At 66.0% G+C, this 19273-nt stretch carries 19 protein-coding genes; 8 read left to right on the forward strand and 11 right to left on the reverse strand.

From position 1 onward, the window contains the following. Positions 1–105: 105 nt before the first annotated feature. Both G342_RS0112980 and G342_RS0112985 read left to right on the forward strand, forming a co-directional pair. A complete protein-coding gene (locus tag G342_RS0112980; protein ID WP_018183583.1) occupies positions 106–987 on the forward strand; it encodes a DeoR/GlpR family DNA-binding transcription regulator in 882 nt (293 codons plus the stop codon). Positions 988–1045: 58 nt separating this feature from the next. Next, the gene (locus tag G342_RS0112985) at positions 1046–2545 is read left to right on the forward strand and encodes an FGGY-family carbohydrate kinase (protein WP_018183584.1); all 1500 of its coding nucleotides are present in this window, start codon (positions 1046–1048) and stop codon (positions 2543–2545) included. Between the two features lie 83 nt (positions 2546–2628). On the opposite strand, the gene G342_RS0112990 is transcribed toward G342_RS0112985, so the two are convergent. Next, positions 2629–2853: a hypothetical protein gene (locus G342_RS0112990; RefSeq protein ID WP_018183585.1), complete on the reverse strand. Its 225-nt coding sequence runs from the start codon at positions 2851–2853 to the stop codon at positions 2629–2631. 143 nt (positions 2854–2996) lie between these two features. Between G342_RS0112990 and G342_RS0112995 the strand changes: the two genes are divergently transcribed. Beyond that, positions 2997–3434 (forward strand): DoxX family protein, encoded by a 438-nt coding sequence (locus tag G342_RS0112995; RefSeq protein ID WP_018183586.1) that lies wholly within the window; start codon positions 2997–2999, stop codon positions 3432–3434. Positions 3435–3506: 72 nt separating this feature from the next. Here the strand turns inward: G342_RS0112995 and G342_RS0113000 are convergent, their stop codons facing one another. After that, positions 3507–3704: a heavy-metal-associated domain-containing protein gene (locus G342_RS0113000; RefSeq protein WP_018183587.1), complete on the reverse strand. Its 198-nt coding sequence runs from the start codon at positions 3702–3704 to the stop codon at positions 3507–3509. Between the two features lie 208 nt (positions 3705–3912). Here G342_RS0113000 and cueR point away from each other — a divergent pair, with 208 nt between their 5' ends. After that, positions 3913–4374, forward strand: coding sequence for a Cu(I)-responsive transcriptional regulator (cueR, locus tag G342_RS0113005; RefSeq protein WP_018183588.1), 462 nt, complete (start codon positions 3913–3915; stop codon positions 4372–4374). A gap of 100 nt (positions 4375–4474) precedes the next feature. Here the strand turns inward: cueR and G342_RS0113010 are convergent, their stop codons facing one another. Next, a complete protein-coding gene (locus G342_RS0113010) occupies positions 4475–5080 on the reverse strand; it encodes a phosphatase PAP2 family protein (RefSeq protein WP_198010792.1) in 606 nt (201 codons plus the stop codon). A 206-nt stretch (positions 5081–5286) separates the two neighbouring features. On the opposite strand from G342_RS0113010, the gene rfbC reads away from it, so the two are divergent. Continuing rightward, entirely contained in the window at positions 5287–5838 is a 552-nt protein-coding gene (gene rfbC, locus G342_RS0113015) for a dTDP-4-dehydrorhamnose 3,5-epimerase (protein WP_018183590.1), read from the forward strand. Between the two features lie 21 nt (positions 5839–5859). Here the strand turns inward: rfbC and rfbA are convergent, their stop codons facing one another. The 8 genes from rfbA to G342_RS0113055 form a co-directional block, all read right to left on the reverse strand. Continuing rightward, on the reverse strand, positions 5860–6732 hold the full coding sequence (gene rfbA / locus G342_RS0113020) for a glucose-1-phosphate thymidylyltransferase RfbA (protein WP_018183591.1): 873 nt from the start codon (positions 6730–6732) through the stop codon (positions 5860–5862). Continuing rightward, positions 6729–7616 carry a dTDP-4-dehydrorhamnose reductase gene (gene rfbD, locus G342_RS0113025; RefSeq protein WP_018183592.1) on the reverse strand — a complete coding sequence of 296 codons (888 nt, stop codon included), beginning with the start codon at positions 7614–7616 and terminating at the stop codon, positions 6729–6731. Before rfbD ends, rfbA begins: the two co-directional genes overlap by 4 nt. Next, positions 7616–8674, reverse strand: coding sequence for a dTDP-glucose 4,6-dehydratase (gene rfbB / locus G342_RS0113030; RefSeq protein WP_018183593.1), 1059 nt, complete (start codon positions 8672–8674; stop codon positions 7616–7618). Before rfbB ends, rfbD begins: the two co-directional genes overlap by 1 nt. A gap of 131 nt (positions 8675–8805) precedes the next feature. Further along, the gene (gene iolG, locus G342_RS0113035) at positions 8806–9804 is read right to left on the reverse strand and encodes an inositol 2-dehydrogenase (protein WP_018183594.1); all 999 of its coding nucleotides are present in this window, start codon (positions 9802–9804) and stop codon (positions 8806–8808) included. Between the two features lie 46 nt (positions 9805–9850). Next, positions 9851–10969, reverse strand: a complete 1119-nt coding sequence (locus tag G342_RS0113040) for a Gfo/Idh/MocA family protein (RefSeq protein WP_018183595.1) — start codon at positions 10967–10969, stop codon at positions 9851–9853. A 31-nt stretch (positions 10970–11000) separates the two neighbouring features. Then, on the reverse strand, positions 11001–11780 hold the full coding sequence (locus G342_RS0113045; RefSeq protein WP_018183596.1) for an ATP-binding cassette domain-containing protein: 780 nt from the start codon (positions 11778–11780) through the stop codon (positions 11001–11003). Beyond that, positions 11780–12907, reverse strand: coding sequence for an ABC transporter permease (locus tag G342_RS0113050; RefSeq protein ID WP_018183597.1), 1128 nt, complete (start codon positions 12905–12907; stop codon positions 11780–11782). The genes G342_RS0113045 and G342_RS0113050 overlap by 1 nt, the downstream gene beginning before the upstream one ends. Positions 12908–13110: 203 nt before the next feature. After that, a complete protein-coding gene (locus tag G342_RS0113055; protein ID WP_018183598.1) occupies positions 13111–14034 on the reverse strand; it encodes a sugar ABC transporter substrate-binding protein in 924 nt (307 codons plus the stop codon). A 202-nt stretch (positions 14035–14236) separates the two neighbouring features. Between G342_RS0113055 and G342_RS0113060 the strand changes: the two genes are divergently transcribed. From G342_RS0113060 to iolD, 3 genes are all read left to right on the forward strand, one after another. Continuing rightward, entirely contained in the window at positions 14237–15079 is an 843-nt protein-coding gene (locus G342_RS0113060; protein ID WP_018183599.1) for a MurR/RpiR family transcriptional regulator, read from the forward strand. Between the two features lie 129 nt (positions 15080–15208). Then, the gene (locus G342_RS0113065) at positions 15209–17146 is read left to right on the forward strand and encodes a bifunctional 5-dehydro-2-deoxygluconokinase/5-dehydro-2-deoxyphosphogluconate aldolase (RefSeq protein ID WP_018183600.1); all 1938 of its coding nucleotides are present in this window, start codon (positions 15209–15211) and stop codon (positions 17144–17146) included. A 276-nt stretch (positions 17147–17422) separates the two neighbouring features. After that, positions 17423–19270 carry a 3D-(3,5/4)-trihydroxycyclohexane-1,2-dione acylhydrolase (decyclizing) gene (gene iolD, locus G342_RS0113070; protein WP_018183601.1) on the forward strand — a complete coding sequence of 616 codons (1848 nt, stop codon included), beginning with the start codon at positions 17423–17425 and terminating at the stop codon, positions 19268–19270. The last annotated feature ends 3 nt before the right edge of the window (positions 19271–19273 follow it).

Consider the following 19273-nt stretch of genomic DNA (forward strand, 5'->3'; position numbering starts at 1 on the left):
ACATCAGCAAATCGCAAAATCGAACACTTTACAACGCCATCCATCAGCTTAATGTTTGCTAATGTTCGAAGTTGATGCCGTTGACGCATCCGGAAGGAACCTGCGATGTCAGCCGACTCGATGCCAGGCCATGAATTCGGGCAACCCGATGCTGCCCGAACCGATTGGATCGACCGGGACTTCGCCCGCATGCCGGCCGGCGCTCGGCAGGCGCTGATCCTCGACGTCATCGCCACCAATGGCTTCCTCTCGGTTTCCAAGTTCGCCGGCGATCTCGGCGTCTCGGAAATGACCATCCGGCGCGATCTCGTCGTGCTGGCGGAACGGGGCCTGCTCGCCAGAACCCATGGCGGCGCTGTGTCATCGGCGGTCAATCCGCGCGAAATCTTCGACGCGGAAGAGCCGGCCTTCAAGAGCCGCCGCCACCGCAACGCCCGCGAGAAATCGGCTATCGCCACCGCCGCCGCCGCCCTGATCGGCCCCGGCGAGACGATCGGCATCGACGTAGGCACCTCGACCCTGACGCTGGCCGAAGCGGTGGTCGGGCGCGCGGATCTCCGCGTCTTCACCAACAGTCTCCGCGCCGCCATGATGCTCTCCGCCTCGAAAAGCCCGGTCTATGTGCTGGGCGGCGAAGTGCGCAATCCCGAACAATCGGTCGTGGGCTCCCGCGCCGTCGGCGAATTGCAGAACTACAACATCGATCGGGTGTTCATCGGCGTTTCGGGTCTGATCGAGGCCGGCTTCTTCGACTACTCGGTCGAGGACACCGAAGTGAAGCGCGCCTTCATCGCCCGCGCCGACCGGGTCGTCATCCTGTGCGATTCCTCGAAGTTCGATCACCGCTCGCTCGCGCGGGTCTGCGAGCTTTCCGGTGCCGACATTCTGGTTACCGACGCCCCGCCTCCGCCGCATCTCGCCAGAGCGCTCGACGCCGCCGGGATCGAAGTCGTCGTGGCCGGCAGAGAGCATCATCAGATCGAGTGAGGCTGGCCGCAGCCCCTCCCGCCCGCCCAAACAATCTCCAACAACTGGATCACCCCGGATGCCCGCTCGGAAGACGACCGTCATCGGTCTCGATATCGGCACCACTTCGACCATCGCCATCGCCGTCCGCGTGCCGGACGAGATCTCGCACATGGCCTCGCGACCGGTGAGGCTTTCGTCACCGCGTCCCGGCTGGGCCGAGGAAGATCCGGCCGAATGGTGGGAAAACACCCGCGCGGTGTTGCGCGAGACGATCGCCGCTCTGCCGGACGGACCGGATTCGCTCGCCGGTATCTGTGTCACCGGCATGCTGCCGGCCGTGGTCCTGCTTGATGCCGACGGCTCGGTGCTGCGCCCGAGCATCCAGCAGAGCGACGGCCGTTGCGGCGCCGAAGTGGAGGAACTGAGGCGCGAAATCGACGAGGCGGCCTTCCTGAAGCGCACCGGCAACGGCGTCAACCAGCAGCTCGTCGCCGCCAAGCTGCGCTGGATCGCCAAGCACGAGCCGGACGTCTTCGCCCGCATCGCCACCGTGTTCGGCTCCTATGATTATGTGAACTGGCGGCTCACCGGCCGTCGCGCCGTCGAGCAGAACTGGGCGCTCGAGGCCGGCTTTACCGACGTCGCGACCGACCGCATCGCCGACGATCTGGTGGCGCTCGCCGGCATCCCGCGTGACGCCGTGCCGGACCGGACCGTGACGCACGAGGAAATGGGCCGCGTCTCCGCTGAGGCGGCGGCCGCCACGGGCCTGCCCGAAGGTCTGCCGGTATTCGGCGGCGCGGCCGATCACATCGCGTCGGCGCTTGCCGCCGGCATCGCCTCGCCGGGCGATATCCTGCTGAAATTCGGCGGCGCCGGCGACATCGTCGTCGCGGCCGACAAGGCGAAGCCGGATGCTCGGCTCTATCTCGACTATCACCTGGTGCCCGGCCTCTACGCGCCGAATGGCTGCATGGCGGCCTCCGGTTCGGCGTTGAACTGGCTCGCCGGACTGATCGGCGAGACGGATGGCGCCGAGCGACCGCATGTCCAGCTCGATCAGCTGGCAGCGGCCGTCGCGGCTGGTAGCGACGGCGTGCTCTGCCTGCCCTATTTCCTCGGCGAGAAGACTCCGATCCACGATCCGCTGGCGCGCGGAACCTTCATCGGCCTCAGCCTCGGCCACGGCAAGGGCCATGTCTGGCGCGCGCTGCTCGAGGGCATCGCCTATGGCTTCCGCCATCATGTCGACGTGCTGGCGGATATGGGTCATGCGCCCCGCCGCTTCTTCGCCTCCGACGGCGGCACCAAGAGCCGGGTCTGGATGCAGATCATGGCGGATGTCGTCGGCGCGCCGGTGCAGCTCCTCGACAATCCCTATGGTTCCTCGGTTGGAGCGGCCTGGGTCGCGGCGATGGGCACCGGCCTCGCCAGCGACTGGAACGGCATCTCCAGCCTGGCAACGCGCGGCGCCCTCATCGAGCCGAACCCCGCCAACCGGACGGTCTACGATCGCGGCTATGCGCGCTACCAGGCCTCCTACGAAGCCTTGAAGCCCGTCTTCGCCATGCCGTAGCAGGTGCACAAGAAGCCCCCGCGAAGCGATGCTGGCGGGGGCGAGATGGAGCGCGGGAAAGCGCTCGGGAGGTTCACAGGGAGCTAGTGGACCTTCTTTGCTTTGGCCTTGGCCAATTGCGACGGAGACAATTGCGACGGCCTGACCTCGGCGCCGGTAATGCCCGAGCCGGGCTGCACCATGCCGGGCGGGTCACTCGTCGGGAATGTTTCCTTCAGTTCCTTGTCGAGGCGGGTATTCTGCTCTTTGCGGGCATGGCGCGCGGCATGACCGGGCACCATCGACTTCAGCAGTTCCTTGACAGCCATCGAACGTCCTCCTTGCCACATAAGCGCTTCGAATAAACAAGGCGCGGCGGCTGTTTTCGTTCCAAACCAGGACCGGAAATCGCACTTTCCCGAGAATCCGGCCCTGTCCCTTGCGCGTTTCCAGGCGATGATGGAGGTGGGAAATGAACGAGAACCTGAGCCGCATGCCGGTTTTACGGAACTGGCAGCCCGAGATACTCGCGCTGCTGCGCATCGCAACGGCGCTGGTCTATCTGCAATTCGGCACCGCCAAGCTGCTAGGCTTTCCGTTCTCGGACACCCTTTCCAACCTGCCGCCCTTCTCCCTCTTCTGGATTGCCGGCATTTTCGAGATCATCGGAGCGCCGCTGCTCCTGATCGGTCTATTCACCGGCCCGGTCGCCTTCGTGTTGTCGGGCGAAATGGCGATTGCCTATTTCTTCATCCACCTGCCCGAGGACTTCTTCCCGCTCCGCAACGGGGGGATCGAGGCGATCTTGTTCTGCTTCATCTTCTTCTACCTCGCCGCCGCCGGCCCCGGCGCCTGGAGTGTCGACATGTGGCTGGCCCGACGCCGCCGCTTCAAGCCCGGTCCCGTCTGAGCCCATGGAAAGGGCCCCGAAAGCGGTCACCATCGGGGCCCCTGCAAGGTTCCGGTGCCGAGAAGCCGGCGACTAGACTGCCACGCTCGGATAGCCGGCTTCGTCCAACGCGGCGACGATCGCAGCGGCGTCAACGGCGCTTTCCACACGGACGGTCTTGGTTGGGAGATCCGTGCCGACGCGCGCGGCGGGATCGACGCCCTTGACGGCCTTCTCGATCGTCGCGGCGCAATGGCCGCAGGACATGTCTTTCACGGTGAGGGTCAGCATTCAGGGCCTCCATTCGCTTCGGTGTCGGGAATATGGAGGTTCCCATCATGGCAAGGTCAAGGACCGAAAACACTCCTTGACCTTCCAATAATGGGAAGGTCCATCTATATGGACATCTCAAAAGACAAGGGGCTCTCGCAATGACCAACATGGGTCGTCGGCGCGGTCTCGGAAGCAATACCGCCCGGTCGAATGAAGGAGTTCCGCGATGAATATCGGTGAGGCATCCAAGGCTTCCGGCGTCTCCGCCAAGATGATCCGCTACTACGAGCAGATCGGCCTGATCCGCGCCGTCGGACGCACCGAATCCGGCTACCGGATCTACTCGACGACGGATGTCGAGACGCTGCGCTTCATCCGCCGCGCCCGCGACCTCGGTTTCTCGGTCGAAGAAATGGGCACGCTGCTGGCGCTCTGGCAGGACAAGCAACGCGAGAGCGGCGACGTCAAGCGGGTGGCGATGCAGCACGTCGTGGCAATCGAGAAGCGCATCCATGAACTGGAAGGCATGGCGCGGACGCTGCGCCATCTCGCCGGCCACTGCCATGGCGACGACCGGCCCGACTGCCCCATCCTCGACGATCTCGCCGCGATCGCCGCGGTGGAGAAGCCAGCCGCGCGCCGGCCGGCGCTGAAGGGACGGCATCGGGGCGATATCGCTCCAGCCTGAAGCCATCTCCTGAGACACCCTGCGCCGGTCCCGCCGAACCAGTGCAGGGTGGTCTTCCCGGCGATCGTTCGATGCTTGGTCGCGAGGTGGCGACGAAAGCTCAGCGACAGATGCCGAACATGGCGTTGATCTGCTGTGCCACCCGCTCGATCACGGTCTCAGCGCCGAGTTCGACGCCCTGCAGCAGAAGCACGATGAAAAGCGGCCCGATCAGCAGCCATATCCATTGCAGTCGCACTGGCCGGACGAAGAGCACCGGCCGGGTAGCGAGGATCATCGGCGCGATCATGCCGATGGCCCCGCCGAGGATCGTCTCCGGGACCGTGTGGGCGCCGAGTACGACCCGAGTCACGGCGATGGCCAGCGCCAGCAGAAAGCCGGAGAGAATGGCCACGATCCGCAGCGGCACATTCTGTGTCAGCCGGGCGATCAGCACTCCCATCCCCGCATAGACGGCCATCGACGCGCCCGCATGTCCACTCGGGCTGCGCAGGCCCGGCACCGGCAGATACGAACCGCAGGGGATGAAGGCAATCTTCGTCAGCAGAACCAGTCCAAGCACCAGCGCGACGGAAAATGCCCACCAGAATGCCGCGCGGCGCTGTCCCGAGACCAGCAGGATCAGCGCCACCAGGACGAGGATAGGCAGGATGACGGCCTGCCCCCCGAGATTGGTGACCAGCAAGGTTAGGGGGCGAAGCGACATACAGGGTTCCGGGTCGGGACAAAGAGGACGCCGCCCCCGCTGGTGCCGCGCCGCAGGGAGCAGGCGATTCGCCCACCAATCCCTGCTTCGGCGCCAGCATGAAGGCGGACAAACGCCCTGTCCATGCGGCGACGGGCCGGTTGCTTGCATCCGCCCGGGCATCAAGGCGAAGCTGCCGGGCGCCCGAACCGGAGAGCCACCCGAGCATGACCGAAATCGAACGCTTCGCCATCGCCGGCCCCGTGCTCATCCGCCCTCGCGTGTTCGAGGACGCACGGGGCTATTTCTTCGAGGCCTTCCGACAGGATCACTTCGAACGGGACGTGGCGTCCGGTGTTCGCTTCGTGCAGGATAACCAGTCGCTGTCGCGGCTGGCAGGCACCGTTCGAGGCCTGCATTTCCAGGTGGAACCGCGCGCTCAGGCCAAGCTCGTGCGCGTTCTGGCCGGGTCGATCCTCGACGTCGCCGTCGACATCCGTCCCCGGTCGCCAACCTTTGGCGAGCACGTGGCGGTGACGCTTTCGGCTCGGGACAAGGCCCAGCTCTACGTACCGGCCGGCTTCGCGCATGGCTTCTGCACGCTCGAGCCGGACACGGAGATCCACTACAAGACGACCGACTTCTACAGCCCGGAGCAGGATCGCGGCCTCGCCTGGGACGATCCCGCGCTCGGCATCGCCTGGCCGGTCAGCGCGGAGGCCGCGACGCTGTCGGACCGGGACAGGACCCATCCCCGGCTGTCGGAACTGAAGCGCTGAGAGAGACTCCGCTCGACGAGTTCAGCGTTCCGCCAGCACCATCTCGAGCAGGTAGCGGCCATAGCTGCTCTTGCCGAGCGCGACGCCGAGGCGCTCCAACTGACTGGCGTCGATGAAGCCCATCAGATAAGCGATCTCCTCCGGACAGCAGATCTTGAGACCCTGCCGCTTCTCGAAGGTGCGCACAAACTCGGACGCCTCGATCAGGCTGTCGGGCGTGCCGGTATCGAGCCAGGCATATCCGCGCCCCATCTTCTCGACATGCAGCGCGCCGCGTTCGAGATAGGCGCTGTTGACGTCGGTGATCTCCAGTTCGCCGCGCGCCGAGGGCTTCAGGTCGGCGGCGATGTCGACGACCGCCTCGTCGTAGAAATAGAGGCCCGTCACCGCCCAGTTCGAGCGCGGCCGCTTCGGCTTTTCCTCGATCGAGACGGCCTTGCGGTCGCCGTCGAAGGCGACGACGCCATAACGCTCCGGATCCTGCACGTGATAGGCGAACACGGTCGCGCCGGTCGTGCGGGCCCGTGCCTCGGCCATCAGCGCCGTCAGTCCGTGGCCGAAGAAGATGTTGTCGCCGAGGATCAGCGCCGAACGCTGGCCAGCGACGAAATCGGCGCCAATCCGATAGGCCTGCGCCAGGCCCTCGGGGGACGGCTGCTCGGCATAGGAAAGCGCGACGCCCCATTGCGAACCATCGCCGAGCAGGGACTGGAACTTCGGCAGGTCCTGCGGTGTCGAAATGATGAGGATGTCACGGATGCCGGCCAGCATTAGCGTCGACAGCGGGTAGTAGATCATCGGCTTGTCGTAGATCGGCAGCAATTGCTTGCTGGTGACCAGTGTCATCGGATGCAGCCGCGTACCCGCGCCGCCCGCCAGGATGATCCCCTTCATGCGGCGTTCCGTTCCTGGTTGAGGATGGCGGCAACGGCCGCGCCGAGGCTTTCCGGCCAACCCGGCAGGCGAACGCCGAAGGTCCGCTCCGCCAGACCGCAATCGAGCCGTGAATCGCGCGGCCGGCGCGCCGGGGCGACATAGTCGTCGCCCGCGCTTCGGACGAGCATCGGTACCGGCAGGCCTGCCGCTTCGAGCCGCGCCATGACGCCCTCCGCCAGATCGAACCAGGAGGCATCGGCGCTGCCGGCGAGATGGTAGATGCCGCCCTCGGCCTGGTCAGCCGCCTGCGCGGCGATGGCGAGCAGGCCATCGGCGAGATCGGCGGCGTGCGTCGGGTTGCCGAACCGATCGGCGACGACATCGAGCCTGTCCTTCGTCGCCGCCAGCGCGATCATGGTCTTGACGAAGTTGCGTCCGTCCGCGCCATAGACCCAGCCGGTGCGAAGGATCAACGCGCCGCGGTTTTCCGCCAGGACGAATTCCTCCCCCTCCCGCTTCGAGCCACCATAGACGCCGAGCGGGTTTGGCGCGTCGCTCTCGATATAGGGCGCCCCCTTCTCACCATCGAAGACATAGTCTGTCGAGACATGCAGGAACGGCAGCTCCAGTCGACGGGCCGCGCGGGCGAGGTGCGCAGCGCCGCCCCGGTTCACCGCCATCGCCAGACCCGCCTGGCTTTCAGCATGATCGACGGCCGTGTAGGCGGCGGCGTTGAGAACGACGTTCGGCGCGAAGGCGGCGATCAGCCCCTCGAAATCGCCCGGCACGGCGAGATCGAGCGCGGGACGCCCGAAGGTCTCGACGACATGGCCCTGCAGCGAGGCCCGCGCCTTCAGCGCACTGGCGAGTTGGCCGCTCGATCCGGCGACGAAGATCCGCATCAGCCGGCGTCCGCCAGAAGACCAAGACGCTGGCCACGATAGACGCCGTTGCGGATCGGCTCCCACCAGTCGCGCCGGTCGAGATACCAGGCGACCGTCTTCTCGATGCCGGTGTCGAAGCTCTCCTGCGCCCGCCACCCCAGTTCCCGCTCCACCTTGGTCGGATCGATCGCATAGCGCTGATCGTGGCCCGGACGGTCGGCGACGAAGCGGATCAGCCGCTCATGCGGCCCGGCATCGACGCGGTGACCGTCCAGGATGGCGCAGATCCGCCGGACCACGTCGAGATTGGTGCGTTCGTTGCGGCCGCCAATATTGTATTTTTCGCCCGCGATGCCGCGTGTCAAAGCGAGAAAAAGCGCCCGGGCGTGGTCCTCGACATAGAGCCAGTCGCGCACGTTGAGCCCGTCGCCATAGACGTCGATCGGCGCACCCTCGAGCGCATTCAGGATGACGAGCGGGATCAGCTTTTCCGGAAAATGATAGGGCCCGTAATTGTTCGAACAGTTCGAGATCAGCGCCGGAACGCCATAGGTGCGGTGCCAGGCGCGCACCAGATGGTCGGACGCCGCCTTGCTGGCCGAATAGGGCGAGGACGGATCGTAGGACGTCTCCTCATGGAAGAGCCCGTCCGCGCCGAGCGAGCCATAGACCTCGTCGGTCGAGACATGCAGGAAGCGGAAGCTCTCTCGCGTCGCCGCCGGCGCCCGGTCGAGATAGGCGCGCGTCGCCTCCAGCAAGACGGCCGTGCCCATGATGTTGGTCTGCAGGAACTCGCCCGGGCTGCCGATCGACCGGTCGACATGGCTTTCGGCGGCGAGATGGATGACGCCATCGGGCTCGTAGCGACGGAATATCTCCGCCATCGCCGGCGCGTCGCAGACATCCGCCTGGATGAAATCATAGAGCGGGTTATCCCCGATCGGCGCCAGCGAGGCGAGGTTCGCCGCATAGGTCAGCTTGTCGACATTGACGACACCGACGCCGAGATCGGCGACGAGATGCCGGCACAAGGCCGAACCGATGAACCCGGCGCCGCCGGTAACAAGAATTCGCATGCGAGATTGGCTGCCCTGTTTGACGAGCAAGCCTAACCGCTCGCCATGGCATCGCAAAGGCGCGATGTCACGGCGAGGGTCGATAGCCTGGCAGGATCCGAGACAGACGCCGCCGGAACGTCGCGTCGTCTTCAGCCGATGGCGACCTCCACGGCGCGCTTCTCCTTGACCGACTGCAGGGCGGCGTCGGCCAGCACCAGCGCCTTCCAGCCGTCCTCGCCGGACGGGTTGGCCGGGGCGCCGGTTTCGAGCGCCGCGATGAAGGCGGCGATCTCGTTGCGATAGGCTTCGGTGTAGCGGGTCATGAAGAAGTTCAGCAGCGGCTCGCGGCGATAGCCGTCGCCATTGGCGATCTCGACATTGGTGGCGCGAAGGTTCTCGGCGCTGACCAGCCCCTTCGAGCCATGCACCTCGATGCGCTGGTCATAGCCATAGCTGGCACGACGGGAATTCGAGATCTGGGCAATGCGGCCGGATTTCGTCGTCAGGATGATCGAGGCGCTGTCGAAATCGCCGAGCTTGCCGATCTCCGGATCCACCAACACGGAGGCCGAGGCAAAGACGCTGACCGGCTCCTCGCCGAGCAGGAAGCGCGCCATGTCGAAATCATGGATCGTCATGTCGCGGAATAGCCCGCCGGAGCGGAGGATGTAATCGGCCGGCGGCGGCCCGGGATCGCGCGAGGTGATCGACACCATCTCGACCTTGCCGATCGCGCCGGCATCGATCTGGCGCCGCACCTCCATGAAATTCGGATCGAAGCGGCGGTTGAAGCCAACCATCAGCAGGGCCTTCGTCTCGGCCACGACCGCGAGGCACGCCTTGACGCGGGCAACATCGAGATCGATCGGTTTCTCGCAGAAGATCGCCTTGCCCGCCCGCGCCGCCTGCTCGATCATCGTGGCGTGCAGATCGGTCGGCGTCGTGATCAGAACGGCATCGATATCGGCCGCGTTCATGATCGCGTCCGCTTCGCGCACCTCGGCGCCGGTCGACGCGGCGAGCGCCTTGGCCGCTTCCGGAAACGCGTCGGCGACGGCGACGAGCCGTGCCCCCTTGATGGCGGCGATCGCGCCGGCATGCACCTTGCCGATGCGGCCTGCGCCCAGAAGTCCCAGTCTCACGGTCATGCCAATATCCTCAATAATTTCGCCAGAGCCCGCGGGGATCCGGCCGCTAGCTGCCGACGTCGACCCAACCACCCGTCTCGAACGCCCGCGCCATGGCGTGAACGGTCCTCTCGATGCCGATGCCGGTTTCGAATTCGACCAGATGCGCCGGCTCGCCGCCGATCCGGCGGATCAGCTCGCGCGCCTCGATCACCTTCAGATCGTTGAAGCCCAGTCCATGGCCGGGCGCCGGGATGAAGCGATCATAGGGCGGGTGCGCCGTGCCGGTCAGGATGGTGCGGAAGCCTTGCTCGGCCACCGGTCCCCGCGCCTGATAAAGCTGCAGCTCGTTCATCCGTTCCTGGTCGTAGAGGATCGAACCTTCGGAGCCGAAGATCTGCAGCGCGATCCGCCCCTTTCGCCCCCAGGCGGAGCGATTGACCAGCAGGATGCCCGAAACACCACTCGCAAGCCGGAGCAGGACGTTGGCGATGTCATGCGTCTCGACCGCCCGGCTTCCGCCCTCGGCGAGCGGACGCTCGGCGAAAGGCTTCGCCATGTCGGTGACGACGCGCGCCACGGGCCCCAGCAACGTCGTCAGAAGCGAAAGCGGATGGACGGCGAAATCATCCAGCGCGCCATAGCCCGAGCGGCGATCGCTCTTCCAGCCGAATGGCACGGCGCCATCCGCCATGAAATCCTCGTCCATCTCGAGACGGACATGATTGATCGCACCGATGGCGCCCTCTTCGAGAAGCGCCTTCAGATGCCCGATCGCCGGGTTCTGGATGTAGTTGTAGCCGAGCGCCGCCACCTTGCCGGACCGTCGCGCCGCTTCCAGCATGGCGCGGGCATCCGCCTCGGACGTCGCCATCGGCTTCTCGCACCAGATATGCTTGCCCGCCTCGAGCGCGGCGATCGCCATCTCGGCGTGGAATTCGTTCGGCGTGGTGATCGAGACGACGTCGACCTCGGGATCCGCGATCACGGCCCGCCAGTCGCCCGAGGCGCGGGCGAAGCCGAGTTCCTCCGCCTTCTTTCGGGCGACGCTCTCGTTGACCTCACCGAGATGCACGAGCCGCGGCCGCGCGATATCGCCGAAGGTCGGCGCGACCGCGTTCCAGGCCAACGCATGGCACTTGCCCATATAGCCCGTACCGATCAGGCCGATCCCGAGGGATTTCATGCTGGTCATTCCCGATGATGAGATGAGAAGGCTAGACGGTACCGCCGAGCTCGGAAGACAGATCCGCCAGCTCCTTGCCGCCGGCCATCAGGTTCTGCAATTCATCCGCCGTGATCTCGCCGCGCGCCGCCGTGCCCAGCGTACGGCCGCGATTGAGCACGGTGAACCGGTCGCCGACCGCCATGGCGTGGCGGACATTGTGGGTGATGAAGACGACCCCGAGGCCGCGCTTGCGCACCATGTCGATATATTTGAGCACCATCGACGTCTGCCGGACGCCGAGCGCCGATGTCGGCTCGTCGAGGATCAGCACCTTGGCGCCGAAATAGACGGCGCGCGAGATCGCCACGCACTGGCGCTCGCCGCCCGACAAGGTGCCGACCGCCTGGCCGGGATCGCGAACGTCGATGCCGATCCGCTTCATCTCCTCGCGCGTGATGCGATCGCAGAACCCCATATCCATGAAACGGAACGGCCAGATCCCCTTCACCGGCTCCCGCCCCATGAAGAAGTTCCGCGTCACCGACATCAGCGGGATCATGGCGAGGTCCTGGTAGACCGTGGCGATGCCGGCATCGAGCGCCTGGCGCGGGCTGCTGAACTGGACCGGCTGGCCGTTCAGAAACATCTGGCCCTTGGTCAGCCTGTGCACGCCCGCCATGGTCTTGATGAAGGTCGACTTGCCGGCGCCATTGTCGCCGAGCAGGCAATGCACCTCTCCCGGGAGGATCTCGATCGACACGCCGGCCAGCGCCACGACCGAGCCGAAATGCTTCTCGATATTGCGCATTTCGAGGATTGGCGTCGCCATCACCGCTCTCCCGTCACGCGCTTGCGGATGATGTTGTTAAAGAACACCGCCATCAGCAGCATGCCGCCGAGGAAGACGAGATACCAGTCCTGGTCGATGGTGGTGTAGGTGAGGCCGATCAGCACCATGCCGAAGATGACGGCGCCGACCGCAGCACCAACGACCGATCCATAGCCGCCGGTCAGCAGGCAGCCGCCGATCACGGCCGCGATGATCGCCTCGAACTCCTTCTGGAAGCCGCGCCGCGCATCGGTCGAACCGGCGTCGAGCACGGTCAGGATGGCGACCAGCGCCGCGCAGCAGGCGGTCAGCACGAACAGGGAAGTCTTCACCCGTCGCGTCGGCACGCCGGAATTGCGCGCTGCGTTCGGGTCGCCGCCCGACGCGAAGATCCAGTTGCCGTAGCGCGTGCGTGAGAGGACCACGGCGGCGAGGGCCGCCAACCCGACGAACCAGAGGATCTCGATCGGCACGCCGGTCACCTTGGGCTGGCCGTTCGGGAACTTGGCGATCCAGTCATGCGCGGCGAGCCAGGCGAACAGGCCTTCAAAGGCGTCACCGGCGAACAGCTTGTAGATGAAGGCATCGAGCGGTGTGTCGGTCGCGGCTTCGCGCACGCCGCGCAGCTGCGTCGCGCCACCAGTCGCCCATTTGAGCCCGACTAGCGACAGGCCGCGCAGGACGAACAGGAAGGCCAGCGTGACGATGAAGCTGGGCAGGCCGGTGTGAATGACGAGCTGGCCGTTGAAGAAGCCGATGGCCGCCGCGCAGGCAAACGTCACGGCGATCGCCACCGGCAGCGACATGCCAAAGGTCACGACGCAGGCGGCGAAGATCAGGCCGGCAAAGGCAACCATCGATCCGACCGACAGATCGAACTCGCCGCCGACCATCAGGAGCGAGGCGCCGATCGCCAGGATGCCGAGCTGGGCCGCCGGCGCCATGAAGTTCATAATGCCCGACAATTCGAACATCACCGGATTGGCGACGGCGAGGAAAAAGACCGTGACGATGACGAGGCCGAGAAGGGCTCCGAGTTCGGGACGGCGCAGGACGCGCGTCAGCGGCGAGGCATGCTTGAGCCGCTCATCCGCCGCCGTTTCGATCAGGCTGTTCTTGTCCGTCATTCTCTTCCCCGCCAGCGCGCGAAGCCAGTCGACGCGGGTCGTTCGAGGACGCCGCCTGCCCGCCGCCCTGCGCAGCCGCGGCGAGAGACGAGGCAATCCGGTCCAGCCGTGTCGGCCGGGTGACGCCGAGGGACCGAGATCCCTCGACAAACGTGGCAATGCGCGCGGGCTGTTCGGGCCCACGCGCACTGGCCGGAGCGAGTCTAGCGAATGCCCTTCGCCGACAGATCGACGACCTTGGCGGCCGAGTCCTTGGTGACCAGATTGGGACCGGACGGCACGTCGCCGCCGGGCATCAGGCCATACTTGCTGTGCAGCGCCAGGAAGGCGACCGGCAGGTAGCCCTGCAGGAACTGCTGCTGGTCAATAGCGAAGGCGGCCTTGCCGTCGGCGACAGCCTGCAGGAAGCCAGCCGAGAGATCGAAGGTCGCGACATTGACCTTGCCGTCCATGCCGGATTCACCGACGGCGGCGACGGCCGGTTCGCCAGCCAGCGAGGCGTTGAGCGTGATGATGGCGTCAATGGCTGGGTCTGAGGCGAGCGCCGCCTTGACCTTGGCCTTGACGTCGGCCGGATCGGCCGAGGTCGGCAGGACCGTCACGGCGCCGAAGCCGTCGGTAAAGCCCTTGCAACGCAGGTCGAGGGCGACGTTGCCCACTTCCTGGTTGACGCAGAGCCCCTTCTTGCCGCCCATCGTCTTGAGCTTCTCGCCCGCCGCCTTGCCGGCGTCATACTCGCTCTGGCCGACATGCAGCAGCGCGCCGAGCTTCTTCGACACGTCCGAGCCCGAATTCATCGAGATGACGGGAATGCCGGCGGCGACCGCCTTCTGGATCGAAGGGCCAAGCGCGTCGCCGTCGGGAATCGAGACCACCAGCCCCTCGGGCTTCTGGTTGACGGCGGCGTCGATCAACTGGGACATCGCCACCATGTCAAAGGTTTCGGGGGCGCGGTAGTCGACCTTGACGCCCAGATCCTTGCCGGCCTCGGCGACGCCGTTCTTGACCACCGACCAGAATGGGTCGGAAGCCTGGCCATGGGTGACGACGATGATGTCGGCATGGGCCGCGACAGCGGAAACGGCCAGCGCCGTGGCCGCGAGCATCGCCCTGAATTTCATCTTCATGACATTCCTCCCGAGAATGAAAAGATGCGAGATTCCGGCGTTTTTTGGCGCTCTAGGATCCCGCTGCATCGATATTTCGGAACAAAACAGCTCCTTGAATCGACGTCGGAATATTCATTCCATCGAGATCGATCTCCGTCAAGTGTTGATTTTCGGCCCGAAGTCGGGGAAAGCTGCGCCGAATGCGCAGGAAAGGCCCGCGATGATGACGATTGACGACAACGACGCCTTGCCGCCGCGCGATTTCTGGAGCCTGCGCAACCGGATGGTGAGCCGCAAGGACACGCTGCCGAAGCGGCTGGCGCAGGTGGCGATCTACGCCGTCGCCAATCCGGACGACGTCGCCTTCGGCACCGCCGCCAGCATCGCCGAGAAGGCGGAAGTGCAGCCCTCTACCCTTGTCCGCTTCGCCCAGGCCTTTGGCTACCAAGGCTTTTCCGACCTGCAGGCCGTGTTCCAGGATCGCCTGCGCGACCGCACCTCGAACTATTCGGAGCGCCTCTCGTCGCTCCGCTCGCATGTCGCCGGCGACAGCAAGTCGGCGACCTTGTTCGCCGGTTTCTGCAAGGCGGCCGAGCGCTCCGTTGGTTCGCTGCGCGAGCGCGTGCAGGTCGAACAGATCGACGAAGCAGCGGCGCTGCTGGCCAAGGCCGAGACGATCTACCTGATCGGCCAGCGCCGCTCCTTCCCCGTTACCTCCTATATGAGCTACGCCTTCGGCAAGCTCGGCGTGAAGTCGATCCTGGTCGGCTCGGCCCAGGGCAGCGATCCGGAAACCCTCTCCTTCGCCGGCCCGCGCGACGCGGCCATCGCCATCTCCTTCACGCCCTACGCCTCGGCGACGCTCAATTATGCCCGCCAGGTCAATGAGGCCGGCACACCGCTCGTCGTCATCACCGACAGCCCATTCAGCCCGCTGATCCCGAAGATCGGCGTCTGGTTCGAGGTGGTGGAGGCCGACTACGAAGGATTCCGCTCCCTCTCCGCCTCGATGGCACTCGCCATGACGCTGACCGTCGCCGTCGCCGAAGCGCGCCGTACTTGATGATCTGAACATTCCATATTGACGAAAACGCAGAATTTTTGTTTCACTGCGTCCCGTAGTTCGGGGCATGCGGCAAGCCGGTATCGTTAGCCGTCCGTTAGCCCCTCGTTAACCGGGACGGAGAATGCGATGACCGAGGCTCAGCGGTCCGATACGACCGATCGACCGCTCGATGTGATCGCCATCGGCCGATCTTCCGTCGATCTCTACGGCCAGCAGATCTACTCCCGGCTCGAGGACATCACCTCCTTCGCCAAGTCGGTCGGCGGCTGCCCGTCCAACATCGCCATCGGCACTGCCCGTCTCGGCCTGAGATCGGCCGTCATCACCCGGGTCGGCGACGAGCAGATGGGCCGCTTCATCCGCGAACAGATGCAGCGCGAAGGCGTCGACACGCAGGGCATCGCCACCGACCCCGACCGGCTGACGGCGCTGGTGCTGCTCGCCGTCGAGGACGAAGGCGTCTCGCCGATGATCTTCTACCGCACCGATTGCGCCGACATGGCGCTGTCGGAGGCGGATATCGACGATGATTTCATCGCCTCGGCTTCCGCCATCGTGGTCACCGGCACGCATTTCTCGCGAGAAAACAGCGACGCGGCGCAGCGCAAGGCGATCCGCATCGCCAAGGCGCACGGCGGCCGCGTCGTCTTCGACATCGACTATCGACCCAATCTCTGGGGCCTCGCCGGCCATGGCGACGGCTTCGCCCGCTATGTGAAATCCGACCGCGTGTCGGAGCAGCTGAAGTCCATCCTGGCCGATTGCGACCTGATCGTTGGCACCGAGGAGGAGATCCGCATCGCATCGGGCGCCGACGACGTGCTGGGCGCGCTCCGGACCATCCGCGCCCTCTCTGCCGCCACCATCGTGCTGAAGCGCGGCGCCATGGGCTGCATCGTCTATGACGGCGCGATTCCTCACGACCTCGAACAGGGCATCGTCGGCGACGGCTTTCCGATCGAGATCTACAATGTGTTGGGCGCCGGCGACGCCTTCATGTCCGGCTTCCTGCGCGGCTGGCTGAAGGGCGAGCCATTGGCGACCTGCGCCACCTGGGCCAATGCCTGCGGTGCCTTCGCCGTGTCGCGGCTGCTCTGCTCGCCGGAATATCCGAGCTGGGCCGAGCTCTCCCATTTCCTCGAGAACGGCAGCGAGCAGCGCGCTTTGCGCAAGGACGCCGCCCTCAACCACATCCATTGGGCCACCACCCGCCGCGCGCAGCCGGACACGCTGATGGCGCTGGCGATCGACCATCGCTCGCAGCTGGAGGCCGTCGCCGACCGGCTCAAGGTACCGCGGGAGAAGATCGCGGGCCTGAAGGCGCTCGCCGTGGACGCCGCCGCGCGCGTCGCCAAGGGGCGGCCGGGCTTCGGCATGCTGCTCGACAGTACCTATGGCCAGAAGGCGTTTCCGCGCGCCGCCGAGCAGGATTTCTGGATCGGCCGGCCGGTAGAGCAGCCGGGCTCCCGCCCGCTCGATTTCGACCATCTCCCCGATCTCGGCAGCCATCTGGCCGAATGGCCGATCGGCCATACGATCAAATGCCTCTGCTTCTACCACCCCGCCGACAGCGACGAGTTGAAGGCGCGGCAGGAGCGCGAGCTGCTGCGCGTCGCCGACGCGGCGCGGACGGTCGGCCGGGAATTGCTGGTCGAGATCATCGCCGGCAAGCATGGCCCGCTGACCGAGACGACCGTCTCGTCGATCCTCGCCAGGCTCTACGAGCTCGGCATCAAGCCGGACTGGTGGAAGCTCGAACCGCAGACGAGTTCGGCCGCCTGGCGCGCCATCGAGCGGGTGATCGAGGCCAACGACCCGTATTGCCGGGGCATCGTCCTGCTGGGGCTCGAGGCGCCGGAGCACGAGCTGGTGACGGCCTTCCGCGCCGCCGCGGCGACGCCGCTGGTCAAGGGTTTCGCAGTCGGCCGCACGATCTTCGCGGAAGCAGCGGAAAACTGGCTATCCGGCCGGATCGACGACCAAGCGGCAGTTGACGACATGGCACGGCGCTTCGGCAAGCTGGTCGCCGCCTGGGAGGCGGCGCGGCAGGCAGAGCCGGCGTAAGGGCCTTCCGGCATCCCGGCGAAAGCCGGGATCTATCCAACTGCCCGCCGCCGGCGGCTGAAGGGATCCCGGGTCGCGCTTCGCTTGCCCGGGATGACGGCGGGGGTCGGTGGGCGCGAGAGCCAACCTTGACCAGCTGCTGACACACACAAGACCCCTCCCCCGCGGCGGGGCGAAGGAATAGCCTCTCCGGAGCCGGAGAGAGAAGCACGAGGGAGACCTCCCCAGACGATCGGGGAGGAGCGTGGCAAGAAAAATGACCGAGGGAACCGTCCGATGACCACCATCCGTCTCACCATGGCGCAGGCGCTGACACGCTTTCTCAGCCGCCAGATGACCGTGATCGGCGGCCAGAAAATGCCGATCTTCGGCGGCGTCTGGGCGATTTTCGGCCATGGCAATGTCGCCGGTGTCGGCGAGGCGCTCTACCAGCATCGCGACACCCTGCCGACCTTCCGCGCCCATAACGAACAGGCGATGGGCCATGCGGCGATCGCCTTTGCCAAGGCAAGCTTTCGCCGCCGCATGATGGCGGTGACCAGCTCGATCGGCCCTGGCGCCACCAACATGGTGACGGCCTGCGCGCTGGCGCATGTGAACCGCCTGCCGGTGCTGTTCCTGCCCGGCGACGTCTTCGCGAACCGCCATCCCGATCCCGTCCTGCAGCAGGTCGAGGACTTTGGCGACGGCACGGTTACCGCCAATGACGTCTTCCGTCCGGTCTCGCGCTATTTCGACCGTATCACCCGGCCGGAACAGATCATGCCCGCCCTGCAGCGCGCCATGGCCGTACTGACCGACCCGGCCGATTGCGGCCCGGTGACGCTGTCGCTCTGTCAGGACGTGCAGGCAGAGGCCTATGACTATCCGGAATCCTTCTTCGCCGAGACGGTCTGGACATCCCGTCGTCCCCGCCCCTCCGAGGACGAACTCGCGGCTGCCCTATCCGCCCTCTCGAAGGCCGAGAAGCCGCTGATCATCGCCGGCGGCGGCGTGCTCTATTCCGGCGCGACGGAAACGCTGCGCGCCTTTGCGGAAGCGCACCGGATCCCCGTCGCCGAGACGCAGGCGGGCAAATCCTCGTTGCCGGCCGATCACCCGCTCAACATGGGCTCGATCGGCGTCACCGGCACCTCGGCCGCCAACGAACTGGCCGAGGAGGCGGATGTGATCCTCGCGGTCGGCACCAGGCTGCAGGACTTCACCACCGGCTCCTGGGCCCTCTTCCAGAACCACCACAAGGCGATCATCGGCCTCAACACCCAGCCCTTCGACGCCACCAAGCATCGGGCGCTGCCGCTCGTCGCCGACGCGCTGGCGGGATTGAAGGAAATCGCGCTTGGGCTCGGCTCCTATGCCGCGCCGGATCGCTGGACGAAAAAGGCCGAGGACGGCCGCGCGAACTGGTTCAAGGCAGCCGACAAGGCGACGGCCGCGACCAATGCGGCCCTGCCTTCCGACGCGCAGGTGATCGGTGCGGTTCAGCGGTCGCTCGGCGACAATGCGACGGTCGTCTGCGCCGCAGGCGGCTTGCCCGGCGAACTGCACAAGCTCTGGCAGGCGGGACGCCCGGGGTCGTACCATCTCGAATATGGCTATTCGACCATGGGCTACGAGATCCCCGGCGGCCTCGGCGTCAAGATGGCGAAGCCGGCCGAGGAGGTCGTCGTCATGGTCGGCGACGGCTCCTATCTGATGATGAACTCGGAGATCGCCACGTCGGTGATGCTGGGGCTCCGGCTTACCATCGTCGTGCTCGACAATGCCGGCTATGGCTGCATCAACCGGCTGCAGATGGCCACGGGCGGTGCCAATTTCAACAATCTCTTCAAGGACGTAAGGCACGAGGTGATGCCGGCGGTCGACTTCGTCGCCCATGCCGCCAGCCTCGGCGCGCTCGCCGCCAAGGTCGCCTCCATCGCCGACCTCGAAACCGCGCTCGGCGACGCGGTCAAGAACGACCGCACCACCGTCCTCGTCATCGACACCGACCCGCTCGTCACCACCGAGGCCGGCGGCCACTGGTGGGATGTCGCCGTGCCCGAGGTGAGCCCACGCTGGCAGGTCAACGCGGCGCGCGAGGAATATGAAAAGGCGATCGAGGCGCAGCGCGGGCTGGATTGAGTA

Origin of the sequence: Kaistia granuli DSM 23481 (assembly GCF_000380505.1) — a bacterium.
GTDB classification, from domain to species: domain Bacteria; phylum Pseudomonadota; class Alphaproteobacteria; order Rhizobiales; family Kaistiaceae; genus Kaistia; species Kaistia granuli.